The sequence below is a fragment of the Oleiphilus messinensis genome, assembly GCF_002162375.1.
Classification (GTDB): Bacteria; Pseudomonadota; Gammaproteobacteria; order Pseudomonadales; family Oleiphilaceae; genus Oleiphilus; species Oleiphilus messinensis.
The window spans coordinates 4,532,830-4,549,178 of record NZ_CP021425.1; the positions used below are offsets into that span (position 1 = coordinate 4,532,830).

At 50.0% G+C, this 16,349-nt stretch carries 14 protein-coding genes; 5 read left to right on the forward strand and 9 right to left on the reverse strand.

Annotated features, from left to right (window positions below; translation table 11 throughout):
• Window positions 1-161 precede the first annotated feature (161 nt).
• The 5 genes from OLMES_RS19715 to OLMES_RS19735 all read left to right on the forward strand — a co-directional run bounded on the left by OLMES_RS19715 (window position 162) and on the right by OLMES_RS19735 (window position 6,359).
• The gene (locus tag OLMES_RS19715; protein WP_087462838.1) at window positions 162-893 is read left to right on the forward strand and encodes a UTRA domain-containing protein; all 732 of its coding nucleotides are present in this window, start codon (window positions 162-164) and stop codon (window positions 891-893) included.
• A gap of 129 nt (window positions 894-1,022) precedes the next feature.
• Complete coding sequence (locus tag OLMES_RS19720; protein WP_087462839.1) at window positions 1,023-2,048, forward strand: putative 2-aminoethylphosphonate ABC transporter substrate-binding protein; 1,026 nt, start codon at window positions 1,023-1,025, stop codon at window positions 2,046-2,048.
• Window positions 2,049-2,159: 111 nt separating this feature from the next.
• Window positions 2,160-3,359, forward strand: a complete 1,200-nt coding sequence (locus tag OLMES_RS19725) for a putative 2-aminoethylphosphonate ABC transporter ATP-binding protein (protein WP_087462840.1) — start codon at window positions 2,160-2,162, stop codon at window positions 3,357-3,359.
• On the forward strand, window positions 3,356-5,044 hold the full coding sequence (locus OLMES_RS19730; protein ID WP_087462841.1) for a putative 2-aminoethylphosphonate ABC transporter permease subunit: 1,689 nt from the start codon (window positions 3,356-3,358) through the stop codon (window positions 5,042-5,044). Before OLMES_RS19725 ends, OLMES_RS19730 begins: the two co-directional genes overlap by 4 nt.
• 85 nt (window positions 5,045-5,129) lie before the next feature.
• A complete protein-coding gene (locus tag OLMES_RS19735) occupies window positions 5,130-6,359 on the forward strand; it encodes an NAD(P)/FAD-dependent oxidoreductase (RefSeq protein ID WP_157678408.1) in 1,230 nt (409 codons plus the stop codon).
• Between the two features lie 99 nt (window positions 6,360-6,458).
• On the opposite strand, the gene OLMES_RS19740 is transcribed toward OLMES_RS19735, so the two are convergent.
• From OLMES_RS19740 to OLMES_RS19780, 9 genes are all read right to left on the reverse strand, one after another.
• Window positions 6,459-7,121 carry a hypothetical protein gene (locus tag OLMES_RS19740; protein ID WP_087462843.1) on the reverse strand — a complete coding sequence of 221 codons (663 nt, stop codon included), beginning with the start codon at window positions 7,119-7,121 and terminating at the stop codon, window positions 6,459-6,461.
• Window positions 7,109-9,175: a YHYH protein gene (locus OLMES_RS19745; RefSeq protein WP_157678409.1), complete on the reverse strand. Its 2,067-nt coding sequence runs from the start codon at window positions 9,173-9,175 to the stop codon at window positions 7,109-7,111. The genes OLMES_RS19740 and OLMES_RS19745 overlap by 13 nt, the downstream gene beginning before the upstream one ends.
• Window positions 9,176-9,265: 90 nt before the next feature.
• Window positions 9,266-10,978 carry a D-lactate dehydrogenase gene (gene dld, locus OLMES_RS19750; RefSeq protein WP_232465155.1) on the reverse strand — a complete coding sequence of 571 codons (1,713 nt, stop codon included), beginning with the start codon at window positions 10,976-10,978 and terminating at the stop codon, window positions 9,266-9,268.
• A 79-nt stretch (window positions 10,979-11,057) separates the two neighbouring features.
• Window positions 11,058-11,447 (reverse strand): ribbon-helix-helix domain-containing protein, encoded by a 390-nt coding sequence (locus OLMES_RS19755; RefSeq protein ID WP_087462845.1) that lies wholly within the window; start codon window positions 11,445-11,447, stop codon window positions 11,058-11,060.
• 65 nt (window positions 11,448-11,512) lie between these two features.
• Window positions 11,513-12,073, reverse strand: a complete 561-nt coding sequence (locus OLMES_RS19760) for a DJ-1/PfpI family protein (RefSeq protein WP_087462846.1) — start codon at window positions 12,071-12,073, stop codon at window positions 11,513-11,515.
• Window positions 12,074-12,238: 165 nt separating this feature from the next.
• Window positions 12,239-13,210 carry an alpha/beta fold hydrolase gene (locus tag OLMES_RS19765; RefSeq protein WP_087462847.1) on the reverse strand — a complete coding sequence of 324 codons (972 nt, stop codon included), beginning with the start codon at window positions 13,208-13,210 and terminating at the stop codon, window positions 12,239-12,241.
• Window positions 13,210-14,112 carry a LysR family transcriptional regulator gene (locus OLMES_RS19770; protein ID WP_087462848.1) on the reverse strand — a complete coding sequence of 301 codons (903 nt, stop codon included), beginning with the start codon at window positions 14,110-14,112 and terminating at the stop codon, window positions 13,210-13,212. The genes OLMES_RS19765 and OLMES_RS19770 overlap by 1 nt, the downstream gene beginning before the upstream one ends.
• Window positions 14,113-14,146: 34 nt before the next feature.
• Window positions 14,147-15,064, reverse strand: coding sequence for an MBL fold metallo-hydrolase (locus OLMES_RS19775; protein ID WP_087462849.1), 918 nt, complete (start codon window positions 15,062-15,064; stop codon window positions 14,147-14,149).
• A gap of 162 nt (window positions 15,065-15,226) precedes the next feature.
• Entirely contained in the window at window positions 15,227-16,246 is a 1,020-nt protein-coding gene (locus OLMES_RS19780) for a response regulator (RefSeq protein ID WP_087462850.1), read from the reverse strand.
• Window positions 16,247-16,349 lie beyond the last annotated feature (103 nt).

The following is a 16,349-nucleotide window of genomic DNA, read 5'->3' on the forward strand; positions in this document are numbered from 1 at the left end:
GCCGGCCTTGACGCGCCCAGCTACATGGGCGATGCTCTGAAGTCCCTGGCGCGGGCATATTTCAGGCGCTCCCCCGGCGGCATGGCACAAGCACGGTGTTGTCAGACTGACCTAGCCCGGATGAACTGACATAGCCCGAACGAACTAATATAGAGAGTAAAATGAGCACTCAGACCCAAAGGATTAAATCTGCACTGTTAAAGGAAATTAGCGAACTGCAAATTGACGGGTCTCAAAAGCTCCCTTCGGAACGCCATTTGAGTGAACGCTTTGGCACGACTCGAGTGACCCTGCGTGAAGCACTGCGACTGCTGGAAGCAGACGGCATAATTTACCGGGAAAACCGCCGTGGCTGGTTTATTACCCCTCCACGTTTGCATTACGACCCTAGCGTACACGCTCGTATCAGTTTCATGAATTACGCGCAGCAACAGGGTTTTATACCAAAATCGACGCTGTACCAGTTCAAACACATTGTCGCTGACGAGTTTCTTGCAGCCGTGATGAATACCGTGGTCGGAAAACCGCTGTACCACATTTGCCGGATACGATATCTGGATGAACGCCCGGTCTTATTTGAAAACATGATGATCAGAGCGGACCTGCTGAAAGGTCTCGATAATGTTGATATGACCGGTTCTCTGCATCAGAAGTTACGCGATGACTACGGATTAATCATAAGCCGTGCTGATTTCGAGATGACCGTCACCACACTTCCGAAGGAAGAAGCCACGGCCCTGAATGCACTCGAAGGTGCCGCAGCGCTCAAATTTCACCGCCGCTATTTCAACGAAGACGGGACAATATTTGAATTCGACATCGAATTCTGGCGCCACGATGCAATCACGGTCGCCTACGAATACAACAACAATCAGCCCGTTCGCCCTTTCTGAGCGCACCAAATGACAGGATTATCGACCGGCTATCACGGCCGGCGATTTTCATAATTTTGTCATCACACTGTCATCTTTATCCTCTTTAATCCATTCTAACTGGTATATACCAAACTTGAGGAGCAACCCATGACAGTTAAAAAATCACTTGGCCGCTGGCTGGCTGGTGCTGCAGCACTGACCGCATCAGCACTTTCCTTCGCTGCCACCGAATTGACCGTTTACACCGCTTTCGAAGCAGAAGACCTGAAACGCTACAAACAGGAATTCGAGAAACGTAATCCCGATGTTGAAATTAATTGGGTACGAGACTCAACCGGTATCGTAACGGCTAAATTGCTGGCCGAGAAAGAAAACCCGCAAGCAGACGTAGTCTGGGGTTTGGCGGGCACATCTTTGTTGATCCTCAAAGGTGAACAGATGTTGCAACCTTACACGCCGGTCGGATTTGACAAACTGTCTCCAAAATTCCGCGATAACAGCGCAGAACCCAGCTGGGTTGGCCTGGATGCCTGGATGGCAGGTATCTGTGTTAATACCGTTGAAGCCAAAAAGCACAACTTGCCGATGCCAACCAGCTGGAAAGACCTGACCAAGCCGGTTTACAAAGGCCATATCATCATGCCTAATCCGGCATCCTCCGGCACTGGCTTCCTGGATGTTTCCAGCTGGTTGCAAATGTTCGGCACCGAAGATGGCTGGCAGTACATGGATCAGCTGCACACCAATATCAGCCGTTACACCCACTCGGGCTCCAAGCCATGCAAGCTGGCTGCAGCAGGTGAAACGTCGATCGGTATCAGCTTTGCGTTCCGTGGAGCAAAAGAGAAGAAAAAAGGTGCGCCAGTTGAAATCGTATACCCAAGCGAAGGTTTAGGTTGGGATATGGAATCTGCTGCGATTCTGAAAGGCACCGACAAGCTTGATGCCGCCAAGAAACTGCTGGACTTCGCCGTTTCCAAAGATGCCATGAAAATGTACAACAAAGGCTATGCCATTGTTGCCATGCCCGGTGTTGCACAACCAGTCGAGTTCTTCCCGGAAAATCCGGAAGAGCTGATCATCGACAACAACTTCGAATGGGCAGCACAAAATCGTAAAGACATTCTGAAAGAATGGACGACCCGTTACGACAGCAAGTCTGACCCTAAATAATGCGCTAGGGTCTGTTGAAGCACAGGAAACTGCACTACCCACAACACCCAACTTCCTCCATTGATCTCCCGGAGGAAGCTGGGTGTTTTTTGCCTACAAGGAATACAGAACATGACTTATTTAAACGTTGATTCGATCAGTAAAAACTTCGAGGATTTTAACGCCTTGGAGCGTATCTCTTTCACCATCGAAAAAGGCGAATTCATCTGTTTCCTGGGCCCTTCGGGCTGCGGTAAAACGACCCTGTTACGTATTATTGCCGGTCTGGAAAACCAGTCCAGCGGGCGACTTGAACAAAATGAGATAGATATCAGCCATCTCCCGGTAAAAGATCGGGATTTCGGCATCGTATTTCAAAGTTACGCGCTGTTCCCGAATCTCACCGTCAGCGAGAATATTGAATACGGCTTGCGCAGCCTCAAAATGAGCAAATCAGAACGTCAGCAACGGGTTGCAGAACTTCTGGAGCTGATGGCGTTACAGGATCACCACGCAAAATATCCAACTCAACTCTCCGGGGGTCAGCAACAACGGGTCGCGCTGGCACGCGCAATTGCTCTTAAACCCGGATTGTTGCTACTGGACGAACCGCTTTCCGCACTGGATGCCCAGGTTCGCACCCGCCTGAGGGGTGAAATCACAGGTTTACAACGCCGACTCGGGATCACAACAATTATGGTAACCCATGACCAGGAAGAAGCCATGAGCATGGCCGATCGAATTGTTGTCATGAATCATGGGCAGATTGAACAAATCGGCACCCCGAATGAAATCTACAGCCACCCGGCTTCTCGCTTTGTCGCTGAATTCGTCGGCACCATGAATACAGCCCCCTGCCAAATCAAAAATAAGCAACTGGTTTTGGCGAACAACCAATACCTGACGACGGATATTGCCGATGTCGGCAATGACACAGAACACGCGACAGTCGGTATTCGTCCTGAACATATTGAGCTAGACGACTCGGAGACTTTTTCCAGCACGGCTGAAAATGTATTTGCAGCCCAGATTGAACATATCGAGTTTCAAGGGCGCTTTACCCGTCTGACACTGAACATCGACGGCTGGAATACACCGGTTTATGCCGATATCAGCCTGACATACGGTGGCAATAGCACACTTCGCTTTGGCCAACAAATTCAAGTTCGCTTACCCGCCCGGAATTTACACCTTTTTACCCCCGGCGGAACACTGAATCCATCCCTTGGAAAGCTTGAAACCAAAACGAAACCAATGCCAGAAACCGCTGGAATCGCCGCAAAAACATCCAACGCCACCACCCGGACACACTCTGCCGAGGTGGCACAATGAGAGTATCAGGAATCGCTGACACCCCATCCCAGGGCTTTTCCTGGCTGAAGCATAATCCCCTGCCCTGGCTGATTATTCTATTACTGACAAGCACGGTCGTTTTGCCGCTCTTCTCACTTCTGGGCAAGAGTGTGGAAAATCATGATGGCGACTTTATCGGCCTGTCCAATTTTATAACCTATTTCCAGTCAGAAGGTCTGGTTAACTCTATTGCCCATTCTCTTTTAATGGGTGTTGTAGTTACTGCTTTGGTGATTACGCTGGCGTTCACCTACGCCTACTGCCTGACCCACACCAAGGTGCCGGGTAAATCGCTGTTTAGATTTCTCGCCATGTTGCCTTTGCTGGCACCGTCTCTGTTACCCGCTATTGCACTCGTATACTTGTTCGGCAATCAAGGCATTTTTAAATCCTGGTTATTCGGTGAAACCATCTATGGGCCCATTGGCATTATTATTGGCAGTGTGTTCTGGATATTCCCCCATGCTTTTATGATTATCTACACGGCGCTGCGTCAAAGCGATTCCCGCCTTTACGAATCGGCCCGCTCCCTTAAAGCCAGCCCGATACGCACCTTTTTTTCAGTCACGATTCCCAATGCGAAATACGGATTGATAAGTGCTGCTCTGGTTTCATTCACCTTGGTGATCACCGACTTTGGTGTGCCCAAAGTCATCGGTGGACAGTACAACATGCTGGCCACGGACATTTACAAACAGGTTGTTGGCCAGCAAAACTTCCAGATGGGGGCCGTAGTCAGCGTCGTGCTGTTGTTACCGGTCATCCTGTCCTTTATGACAGAGCGCTATGTACAACGGCGTCAGACCGCATCCGTCAGCAGTCAATCCAAGCCTCTCGAGCCCAAGCGTCATTGGCCGACTGACCTGAAAGCCCTGATGTTGCTCCTGCCGATTTTAGGCAGTGTGCTGCTGATTATAGGTATGGCGGTCTACGGATCATTTATTACCTACTGGCCTTACAACCTTGACCTCTCCCTGAATAACTATCAATTCGATCTTATGGATGGCGGTGGCTGGGAGGCGTATTACAACTCTCTGCAAATGGCATTCTGGGTTGCATTACTGGGTACGTCCATTGTCTGGGTTAACGCGTTTTTATGTGAGAAAACGACGATGCCTGCATTGGCGGTTCAGATCATTAAAGCGGTAGCGCTCGTGCCGATGGCCGTACCGGGTATGGTGCTGGGTCTATCTTATATTTTCTTTTTCAACAGCCCGGACAATCCGCTTAACTCGATTTACGGAACCATGATGATTTTGGTGGTATGCACGGTAGTGCACTTTTACACCGTCAGTCATCTCACCCTGATGACCGCCTTGAAACAGCTCGACCCGGAACTCGATCGCGCGGCCGTTTCACTGAAAATCGGTCCGGTTAAACGCTTCTTCACGTTAACCTCACCACTGTGCTTGCCCGCCATCGCGGATGTATTTGTCTATTTTTTCATTAACGCGATGACAACGGTTTCAGCGGTGGTATTCCTCTACTCCTCCAAAACCATGCTCGCCAGTGTTGCGGTGATGAATATGGACGATGCAGGTGATTTAGCCCCGGCTGCGGCCATGGCGGTTCTGATTATGGTGACCTGTCTGGGGGTAAAAGTGGTTCACTGGCTATTTTCAGGCCCGCTGTTACGTAGACTGCAACCCTGGCGCGTATCATAACCCGAATAGCAACTTTAAAACCCTGTTCCGGAGCGCCAGAAACCAGGCAATGGTGGCCGCTCCGAACTTACACAAAATACCTGTCATGAATTTCGAAACTATTATTATCGGCGGTGGCATCATCGGTTGTGCCACGGCACACTATCTTGCACGTTCCCGGGGCCAGCGAGTGGCATTAATCGAGCAAAACCTGATCGGCTCAGGCACCACGAGTCAAGCGGCGTCCATGCTGATCCGGAGCCGTCCGGATCCGACACTGGCTGCCATGGTCAACGAGACCTTTGCCACCCTCAAGCAGCTACAGGACGAGCTGGAAGATGACCTGGGTTACCGCGAGGTGGGCTGCCTGCACGTCGGCAATAAGCCGGATACCCGATCCATCGTTCAGCAAAATGCCGATGCTGCACGTGCGGCGGGAATAAATATTGAGGCGCTCTCGCCAGCGGAAGCCCGAAAATGCTGCCCGTGGCTCAATATAGATTCGTCAGCGGCGCTACGTTTTTGCCCGGAAGATGGCTATATCGATGGCTATCAACTTGCTATGGCTTATGCGCGACAGGCCCGGAAACGCGGTGTAACGATCTTCCAGAACATGCGTGTTGAGCAATTATTGACGTCTCCGACAGGTGAGAAACAAAACAAACGCATTAGCGGCATCACGCTGGCCAATGGGGAACAGCTATTTTGTGACAAACTTGTGCTCACAGGGGGACCTTGGACGACCCGGCTCGCAGCACAACTGGACATTTTGCTACCGATGGCGCCGGTTCGAAGCCAGTATTGGATTACCACTCCAGACCAACGGTTTCCAAGTGCATCTCCGATGACAATACTACCGGACGCCAAAGCCTATACTCGCCCTGAGGTTGGCGCGTTGTTGTTTGGACTCAGAGACAATCAAAGCGTGGTCGCCGCACCCGAGGACTTACCCAGCCATATTCACAGCTTTCAGTTCGACGCGGACACGGAAGGGTTACAAGCGCTGGAAGACGGTTATGCTGACCTCATTGAACTCATCCCGGCACTTGAAACAGCGGCACTACACCAATATATTTCCGGCGTGTCGAGTTACACCCCGGACGGTCGTTATATTATTGGCGCGACAACTATCAATGGACTGTATGTTGGCACCGGGTGTTGCGGCGCAGGCGTCGCGATGTCAGCCGGGTTTGGCCGCATCCTCGCTGAACTGGTACTGGATCAAACACCCTTTGTGCCGATAGATACATTCAATCCGAATCGGTTCCCCCTGGCAGACCCCTTCTCTCGCTCTTTTCGTCAGGAATGTGCGCAAGCGCGTAGTAGAAAACGTTAATATGACCTATTTAAAAATAACATTGGCAACTCAATCCACTTGAGCAGAGGTATCAGTCTGCGGATAGTGATCAAGTAAAAAGGGCCCTACGGCCCCTTTTCAGTATAACTGTTGATGGTAGTGCACACCCTTACGATCCGGTTTAAGTGTCTGCGTAACCGGACGGATGTAACTGACCAACATTGTTCCGAATTCAGCAGGAAAATCGACCGTTAGAATCCCCCCGGGAGATTTTTCCGCGATAAATCCATCCAGCTCAAAGCTTTGAAATTGCAGATCTTCGTGCCCATGACCATGGGCTTCGGCACGAACCAGCTGGGAGGCTAATGCAGTCCGAAAAAATTGCTGACTTTGATTCGAGTCTGGAAACCGGAACCTGACAGACTGAATCGGTTTACCATCATAGTAAACCTGCAGCTCATTTTCGATCAGCGCCTGCATGGCAAGATACTGTCGACTGAAATCCTCCGGTTTCAAGCTGGCCAGTGCGGGCAATGTACGAGCCCACGACTGCTCGGGCATGGCTTGCTCAACAAAGGGTTGCCAGCGATACTGCACTTTGATCGTGAGATGATTGTCGTTGCGTAATATGACATTTGCATTACTGAGATTTAAGCCGTGGGCCGATACATTAAAAGGTATCAAGACGAATAACGCTACAAAACCAAAGTGCCCCCGGTTGGAAATCATCTGCCGGATCTGCCGACACCCATAGACGAAAAGTCGTTGCACCGAATTTGAATTAAAGGCTACTTGCGACATTTGGTCTCCTCGATATCGCCGCTACCATCGCTCTGATTTTTGTCTACGCGGTATCGGAACGACCAGCAATCCTGGCCCGAAATAAACCCGGTTTCTCCTGACTGCAATTGACGATACAGAATCAGGGCCGTATTGCCTGCGGCAATTTTATTATTCGACTCACCGGGTGTCATTTCCATCACACTCCATGTGGCATTATCGAACGTCGTATCGTAATAATCCGTGATCACAACATCCGATCCCGACCAGGAGATATCACGATCCCCCATATCCCATTGAGGAAAGGTGAAGGCAGAACCTTCCTGATCCGCATCCGCCCGGAAACAGGCAATCGTGTATGGCGCTTCAGCAGTGGTGTAATACACTAATGCCGAGCCATCGCCATGCAAATCATAGGCGTTACAGTCATCCAACAATGAAGGATCCGCTTTTACCGCACTGGGCAGGTAATTGAGATCATCATAACGCCCGCCACCAAAGCTAACCCCGTTCCCGATAAGCTGCCCCCCACCTGTACCAAAATACAGGGGAATACCATCAAACATATAAGCCAGGGGTTGCGACGGGTCATGGGTATCCATCATACAAACCGGGGCAGCATGATAGTGATAGTCTTCCCCATTACCGGCATGACCGCCACATTGATCAATCTCCCCCAGCAACGCAGTATCACGATCACTGTAATCCTCACCCAATTGCGCCACTTCATTCTGCACCGACTCTTTGGCATAGTGCAGCATGGGGACGCCATCCACAGTGATTCCAATCGGGTAATGAATCAGAATATTGCTTTCCGGTCCGCTGTTGTAGGCCGGAGACAAGGGCAAGCTCCATGTCGTTTCAGTCGGCAGCGGTACCCGACCAATCCAGGCCGTAATGCCGACAGTGGGTTTGTCAGCATCAAGCGCAGCGCGTTCCGGTAAGCTTGTCGTACTGGTGACGGTCATGGTCGTGCTATCACAGGTCAGGCTGACCCGGTCAGAATAGTTATCAAAGGCCGCTTTTTTCCCGTCGCAATCCGTGGCCACACTGGTCGGGACATGGTCATCGGCAGTGGGGTTATAGCGAGAACGAACAACGGTCAGCTCGGTTTTGTCCAGCGTTACGCCTGCCACTGCATCGGCAATAGCTTGTAAATCTGTTGTAGCACCACTTAACCCCAACTGCCCGGGCGCTGCAGACAAAGAATAAAGCGTAATCACATACTCCTGATCACCCACCCCCTGAGAACAGGGCGCAGAATAGGCTTGCTGATCATTGACCGTATTCAGACCAAACGTGCCAATCTGGGTCTGGCCATCGGCAAGCTCACTCACCGATGCCGGAATATCGAACAATATCCAGTACGATTTCGCCTTCGACCAGTCCCCCTCATCCAGCACATTGGGAAAATGGTGCATGGTCACAGCATAGGACAATGTGCCATCCAGTTGATCAACCCAGGATAGCGGAATAGATGTCCCCCCACCCGCACCATCACAGGTCGCACTCAGTGGCAATATCAGTTTATCCTTCAGCGCATCACTGCTTAATGTGAGACTTCCAGTCTCTCCGGTGCCGCCGCCAATATCACTGATGGTTGATGGATCAGTCGTATCCAGGGCCGTTGATATTGCTGCACTGCTCGATGTCAAGGGGGCCCCGCCCATATCGGCGAACCCTAAACCTGTCAGGTTCAGCCCCACGGAGCCATCCATAAATGCAAGCTTTATGGGTGTATTGAGTCCGAGAATTGTGACCGTGATGTTGGCACCGGAGATCGTGACCTGCGTGCCCTGAACCGCAAATTGATAGGCACTCAGACTGTCTGAGAACTCGATGCGTTCAACATTGGCATCAACTTTAACTGACCCCGTCCCGATGACACGCAACGTCTCATTTCCACTATTACCCAATACCGTGGTCTCGGTGTCGACATCATAGGTTTCGTTGGCATCGAGAAATACATAGTCCCCGACAGCGGACGCCGCGTTTGCAGCACTTCCGCAGAACGTACCCATTAATAGTATTTGCTGAACGAACAGACGCTTCTGAGTATTTCGAATGTAATTCACCGATCCATCTCCCGGTTGACTTTACCCAAGTCTAGCAGTCGGTGAAATTATTACAGGGCCTGTTTTAGGTTGGAATTAACCTTGTTCAGGCTACGAATCCTGGTAGTGTTTGCACTTCGACATCTGGCCAACTCCGGCATTGAAGGTATTCGTCGGGTCGAGTTTTTGGTAGTTTTCTTTCAGGGAAGGTTTGGCGTGATAAAGATGACCAACGTTGTGTTCTGCGGGGTACTCTGCACCGCGTTGATCTAACAGGTCTAACAGTTCTTGTTTAACGTCAGACAGGCTTTCTCCTTTCCGGACCACATAATCCTGATGAAAGACGTGACAGAAGAAGTGTCCGTAATAAAGCGGCAGGCAGAGTTTATTCGAAAGAGATGCGGGCAAGGTTTCAAACCAGTTTAGCTCGTTTCGCTTCAACGCAACATCAAGTGCCACGATACCTTCAACCTGATCATCATGCACGGCAGCATATTGTAAAGCGGCTCCGGCAGCGGCAAAACGCAACAGATAGGCACGTTTTGTCTCAGCCTCGGTACAGACAAAAAAATCAAGTTCAGAGTTCTGCTTTATGGTTTCCAATAACGCCAGACATTGAGTCACGGCGTGACCTTTTACAGTCAGTATAAGTTGATGTTCAAAACGCCGGTTCCAGTTCACGAGGCGCATGGGTGTCTGGCTGGGGAAACGATTCGAAATCCACTGGATCATCTTGTCGGGTAGATGCCTGGGTAGCCAGCGTGAACGGTTGAACACCCCATCAAGTACACGCTTGAAACGGAAGAATCCCTGCATTCGATTCGCGCCCATCGCTCTGATGAGCAACACCGTGGCTCGCCCATAGCGGTCAGCAATATCGAAGATGTGACGATGTAAATACTCTGCAGAAACCGGTAGTTCTGTCGCCTCCTGCAATAGCGTACGCCGGACAAGTTCAAGGGTTTCTGTGGAATTAGCCCCCAGGTAGAAGGTTTGTTCCCCCTTGTTTTCTGCAAAACTGTCAAGCCGGACAGCAAATACCGCGAGCTTGCCAGCACAACCGCTGGCCTCATGCAGTCTTCTGGGGTCGGCATTATAACGTGCCGGGGTATCACTCTCCGTGTCACGAACCCACTGGGCATATTCCTGATCGGACGCCTGTTTCTGACTGATTCCAATTGCACTGTCAGGATAACGACGCGTCTGAAGTCGGGTTAGAATTTCTTCCGGAGTATCGCCGAGATCAATATCAAGGTGATTGATCAGGTGAAGTTTCCCCTGGGCATCAATCTGGGCGTAAAGTGCCAGCTCTGTATATGCCGGGCCACGCTCGATCAGCGCGCCACCGGAATTGTTACAGACTCCGCCAACAATGGACGCTCCGATACAAGAAGAACCAATTACGGAATGAGGTACACGTTGATAGGGCTTTAACGCTTGTTCGAGGGAATACAGTGTCGCTCCGGAAAAGGCAATAAATTGATTAAAAGCCGGTAACACCTGAATGCTGTCGATACGGTTTGTGTTAATGACGACTGTGGACCGGTCACAGCCATCAGTGGGTGTGGAGCCGCCAGTCAAACCGGTGTTGGCGGCCTGCATGATAATATTCACTCCGGCGCTGACACAGGCCTGCAAAACCTGCCATTGTTCCAACAGGGTACCGGGTTTTAGTACTGCCAGTGCCGGACCGGAACCCTCACGAAAACCTTTGCAATAGGCCGCCATCGCCCGCTCTCCGGTCAACACATTGCGCGAGCCCAATAGATCACGCAGAGTCTGGATCAGCTGCTGCTCATTTTGTTCTGATTTCGCTTGCATCATGATTCTCGCTGCTGATTCCTGTAGTACACAACCCTGTAGTACACAACCCTGAAGAGTACAGTCCTGAAAAGTACAATCATTACTGGCAGGATGAGCTGCGTGCCCGATGATGCTGCCGCAGCAAGGTTTTATCCGCTTCCTGCTGCAACAATTCCGGGGCATCCACGCCTGCCAGTGCTTGCTGATCATTTCGGTGCAACAAATTATCGGCCATCAAAGAAAGATACCGTGCACAACAGACTCTCAGGAAGGAGGTGAAATTGCCCACATCATGATCTGCATCCAGTGATTCCAGATACAACTTGGTAATCATTTGATTTACCGTCATGCCATCTCGATGGGCAATTTCGTCCAACACTTCCCAGAAGAAGCACTCCAATCGAATAGACGTCACCACACCGTCAATCCGGAGCGATTTGGTTTTACTGGCCCACAAGCGGGCATCCGCATTTACAAACAATTGACACATGGGTGACCTCGATGACCTTGACCTCGATAACATTGATTCCTGGCGTGACTTACACCGTAACGGGATTACTGCAACAACACATGTAACTGTCGCAACATGGCAGGATGAGCAGGCCACGCGGGCGCAGTAACAAACTGGCCATCAGTGATCGCCTGATCCATCGAGAGAGATTGGTATTTGCCTCCGGCAAGGCGAACTTCCGGCTCACAGGCGGGATAGGCAGAAATGTTCTTGCCTTCAATCACTTCTGCTGCGGTCAGCACTTGCACGCCATGACAAATGGCAGCCACGGGCTTGCCACTACTAACAAAGGTTTGCACCAGCGCAATGACTTCATTATCCAGACGTAAATATTCCGGTGCCCGACCACCGGGCAGGTACAAGGCATCGTAGTCATCAGCGGAAACGCTGCTGAAATTCGCGTTCAAGGTGAAATTGTGGCCGCGCTTTTCCGTGTAGGTCTGATCCCCTTCGAAGTCATGAATCGAGGTGGCAATGGTATCGCCCGCTACTTTTCCCGGACAGACTGCATCAACCTCATGCCCCATCGCGATAAGCGCCTGAAAAGGCACCATATTTTCATAATCTTCAACAAAATCGCCGGTAATCATCAAAATCCTGGCCATGTGACCCCCTCCTGTATGGATTAAAAGAATGCCTAAATAAAGTAGCACGAAATTTAATCTCGAAGGTCACATCATAGTACTACACCTGTCCGTACTTCACCTATCCGTACTTCACCTATCCGTACTGCAATCGCAGTCGCAAACAGCATAGAACTGCAGAGGATCTCACTCCTCGGGACGCAGAAATTCAATAAGTGCACGACCAACCAATTCAGGGTGCTCCCAGTGGGGTAAGTGGCCCGATTTGGGGATAGGCCTGAAATCAATTTTCGCCCGCTGTCCAGGTTTTGATGCATAGTCGGTTATAACGGTGTGATCAGAATAAGGCAGGGTCTGGTCATTTTCGCCCCAGATAAGTTGCACTGGTTTTTGTAGATCCAGCATGGTAAAATATTGGGCTGAAAAGTCCTGGCCTCGTAACTGCCGTGCAGTGTTCAATATGGCGTGAGTGTATCCGGCGTATTGCGTCTGGGGATTCAGCCGACGCTCCCAATCCGGGAAGGTTGAGGGATCATATACCGCTTTGGAGACCCCTTTGCGCAGGGTTGGAACCATTAAAACATCAGCCAACCAGTCGCCTAACACGGGTACCATCAAGGGAAGGAGTTCAGGTCGATCCGGCGTTCTAATCAGGGGCGCTATCAAGCTCAGTCGCTCTACCTTTTCAGGGTACCGGTTGGTGAAATGGGTCACCACTGCGCCTCCCATCGACAACCCGACCAACTGCACCGTTTTTTCAATCTTCAATGCCTGCAGTAAAGCATGCAATTGCGCAACATAATCGTCCATCACATACTCCAGGTCAGGTCGATCTGAAAACCCTCGCCCAAACAAATCAAAACGAAGCACCCTGAACCCATTCGCTTTCAGCGTATTAAAAGTGGGCTCCCACACATAGGAAGGTACGGAGAAACCATGAACCAAAACGATAACAGGCCCGGTTCCGTTGGCTGAGAATTCGTAATGCACCACACCCTGAGGGATACTGATGTAGTCGCCCCCGATATTCTCTCGCTGACTTTGATCCAGAGTCAGTGCTTCATGATCCCGGGTCGCATGAGCAATAGCAAAAACCAGGCAAATTAGAGCAATAATGCCTGACCCAAAAAGACTCAGTCGCTTAATTGATTTCATCATTATCCTTCAATGGGGTGTAGTTGGTTTTTCAGCTCATCCAAAAGTTGACGGTAGCTGTTAACCGCCAGTTTCTGATAATCCATTGCTACTCCAATACGACGCTTCAGACTTTCGCCCGGTAACCAGTGATCAATCGTATGGCTTACAAAACGACGCGAGCTATCGACCGGATCAGGCAACGGAAGAATGGCACTGCCAATACCCTGCTCAACCAACATCAGAGCCCATTCTTCATTATCTACTTCTGCGACGATATCAACTTCGATCTTCAAACTCAGCAGAAACGCTTTCAGCTCTTCATTGCGCTCGCAGAACGTGCGGGCGATCAAGCGCTGCCCTTTCAAATCAGTGAACTTAATGCGGGATTGATAGGCCAAAGCATGATCCTGAGGCACAATTAATTGATAACGCTCCGACCAGAGCGGAACGAATACGTCTTCCGGTTGAGTGTCTGATTCGGGCAGCAAGCGAAAATCAGCTGATCTAGCTTCGATCTGATTTTCTTTCAACGCATTTGCAGACCCATTTGCCCGGAGGATGTGAATCGACCGGTTCGGAATTCGTCCCCGAATCACAGTCAACACCCTTCCCAAGTAATGGAACGCGATCGAAGGCGCTACCGATATCGTGAGTGCAGCACCCTGTCCTTCGTCTGTAAAGCTGTTTTTTATCGACTGTGCATGCTGCACAAGCCCTAAAGCTTGCTGGTACAGTGACTGACCCGCCGGGGTTGGAGTCACACCTTTCTTACCCCGGATCAGAAGCTGAGCGCCCAATGAATCCTCCAGCTTTGCCAGCGCCATGGATATGGAAGGCTGGGCAATATAAAGGCGCTGGGCCGCAGCGCTGATACTGCCCTCTTCAACCGTGGCGATGAAATACTTTAACGCTTTCAAATCCATTCAGGTACTCCCCTGCAAATCGCTAGAACTGGAATTAGAATTCGAATTCAGGATAGCGAGGTAACTTGGCCATTACAATTTCGTCGTGGGCGGGAACAATTGTTACACGGTCATCGCGCACCTTTAGATCATGGATGTTTTCGATTTGCGAGCTATTTTGCGCTTCATTGTAATCAATTTTAACCATCCAGTTTAAAAATCCGGGGCGTGAGGCATTATCCTCAACCCCCTTCAAGGTCCAAGTGGTATCACCGATAAAAAAGTAGCGCTTGCCGGAACTGACCGTCAGAAAAATTCCGACCTGACCCGCAGAGTGACCGGAGAGGTCAACTAAAACAATACTGCCATCACCATAAATATCCAGACTCTTGGCAAATCCTGCGTACGGCTGGTCCGACATTTCAAAGAAATGCCAGGCTATCCTGGAACTGGCAAATTGAGAGGGTAAATGGGCGGGTGGCTTGCCATGAGTGGCTTCTTCATACTCGCGTTCCTGCACCCAGACCGGAATATCAGGAAAATCTTCGAGACCACTGGCGTGATCCCAGTGCAAATGAGTCGGTACGATCCGGTTCAACCGGGTCCAATCATATTCATTATCTTTAAACTGAGTCGCCGCAGGGTACAATTCCTCGTATTTGAATAGCTGGCTGTCGAGAAAACCATTATCTTCAAACTGCTTATCAATATTGATACCCAAACCGGTATCGATCATGACGTCTCCGTTTGGATGTTGAATCAATACGGCCGTCTGCACCAACTGGCGCCGGGTCCACCAGGAGCCTGAGGAGACGACCATTGCTTCCTGGGCACCTGCTGATTTGGCCGTATGAATGACCGAAAAACCAATTGTCTCGGCGTTCCCGGAAGGTGACAATGAGCGCTCATCCGCCTGCGAATTAAAAACGCTGACGGCAAACACAAACGGCAGAATAAGACGGGGTAGTTTCATAACGACTCCAATAAGTATAACGACTGAAGGAAGCGATCCAGATTGGATCCGTTAAAAGCCAGTCTAATGAAGTCTTTATTATAAATATAATATTGATTTTTTATTTATATACAACATTTTATCTATAGATAAAAATACGCAAAAATGGCGGATTACTTCTACTCAGGCGTATAGATCCTCTTTGTTCGCACACTCCCCCCATCGCTCTTTAATGTTCATTACTTCCGGCAAGATAGCAACAAACAAGGGAACCAGGTCAGGGTCGAGATGAACACCGCGCTGATCATTCAGGTATTTCAAGGCATCCTCGACTGACCAGGCATGTTTGTAGGGACGCTCGGTTGTAAGCGCATCAAACACATCGGCAATCGCTACCACTCGGGCAACTCTCGGTATGTCGTAACCGGATAAGCCGTTTGGATACCCCGTACCATCCCACTTTTCATGATGATTTAAGGCAATATCATGGGCCATCATCAATAATCTGGACCGATGTTTGCCAATAATCTGGGCACCGATTAGCGGATGCTGCTTCATGATTTCCCACTCATCGGAATCCAGCTTTCCAGGCTTCAATAAAATTCGATCCGGTATCCCTATTTTGCCAACATCATGCATGGGTGATGCATGCAATATCAATTCGGCTTCATTTTCTGAAAATCCGGCTTTGACAGCCAGTAGACGGGAAAAATGACTCATCCTGATGACGTGTAACCCGGTCTCATTGTCTTTGTATTCCGCCGCACGGCCCAATCTGCGAATCACTTCAAGGCGAGTCTGCTCAACCTCTTTAACGCTTACCAAAGACAAATGGGTTTTAACCCGGGCTTTAACAACAGCGCCATTAATTGGTTTGGTAATGTAGTCAACGCCTCCGATCTGAAGCCCGTATGACTCATCGGAAGACTCCGCCATCGCTGTGACAAAAATGACCGGAATATGGCTGAACTCTACACGCTCTTTCATCTTGATGCAGGTTTCAAATCCATCCATTTTGGGCATCATCACGTCCATTAAAACCAGATCGGGCACATGCTGATCAACCAACTCCAAGGCCTTTTCACCGTCTTTGGCAAAATAGAGCTGATAATCGTCCTGCAAGATCTGCATCATCACCCGAAGGTTATCCGGCTCATCATCAACAATGAGTATCTTGGCAGCCCCTGGAATTGAATCATTCATTTCGCATCTCCTTCGACTCGTACTCTTTAGACTCGTACCTCGTTAGACTCACACCGCTTTCGACTCACACCTTTTTGGACTCACAACCTTTTGGACTCACAAC

Bases quoted from the DNA above. Each gene is read 5' to 3' on its own strand.
- OLMES_RS19770 (WP_087462848.1), bottom strand. From the start codon at position 14,112: ATGGATTTGAAAGCGTTAAAGTATTTCATCGCCACGGTTGAAGAGGGC.
- OLMES_RS19780 (WP_087462850.1), bottom strand. From the start codon at position 16,246: ATGAATGATTCAATTCCAGGGGCTGCCAAGATACTCATTGTTGATGAT.
- OLMES_RS19740 (WP_087462843.1), bottom strand. From the start codon at position 7,121: ATGTCGCAAGTAGCCTTTAATTCAAATTCGGTGCAACGACTTTTCGTC.
- OLMES_RS19760 (WP_087462846.1), bottom strand. From the start codon at position 12,073: ATGGCCAGGATTTTGATGATTACCGGCGATTTTGTTGAAGATTATGAA.
- dld (WP_232465155.1), bottom strand. From the start codon at position 10,978: ATGATGCAAGCGAAATCAGAACAAAATGAGCAGCAGCTGATCCAGACT.
- OLMES_RS19720 (WP_087462839.1), top strand. From the start codon at position 1,023: ATGACAGTTAAAAAATCACTTGGCCGCTGGCTGGCTGGTGCTGCAGCA.
- OLMES_RS19730 (WP_087462841.1), top strand. From the start codon at position 3,356: ATGAGAGTATCAGGAATCGCTGACACCCCATCCCAGGGCTTTTCCTGG.
- OLMES_RS19725 (WP_087462840.1), top strand. From the start codon at position 2,160: ATGACTTATTTAAACGTTGATTCGATCAGTAAAAACTTCGAGGATTTT.
- OLMES_RS19775 (WP_087462849.1), bottom strand. From the start codon at position 15,064: ATGAAACTACCCCGTCTTATTCTGCCGTTTGTGTTTGCCGTCAGCGTT.
- OLMES_RS19765 (WP_087462847.1), bottom strand. From the start codon at position 13,210: ATGATGAAATCAATTAAGCGACTGAGTCTTTTTGGGTCAGGCATTATT.
- OLMES_RS19735 (WP_157678408.1), top strand. From the start codon at position 5,130: ATGAATTTCGAAACTATTATTATCGGCGGTGGCATCATCGGTTGTGCC.
- OLMES_RS19715 (WP_087462838.1), top strand. From the start codon at position 162: ATGAGCACTCAGACCCAAAGGATTAAATCTGCACTGTTAAAGGAAATT.
- OLMES_RS19755 (WP_087462845.1), bottom strand. From the start codon at position 11,447: ATGTGTCAATTGTTTGTAAATGCGGATGCCCGCTTGTGGGCCAGTAAA.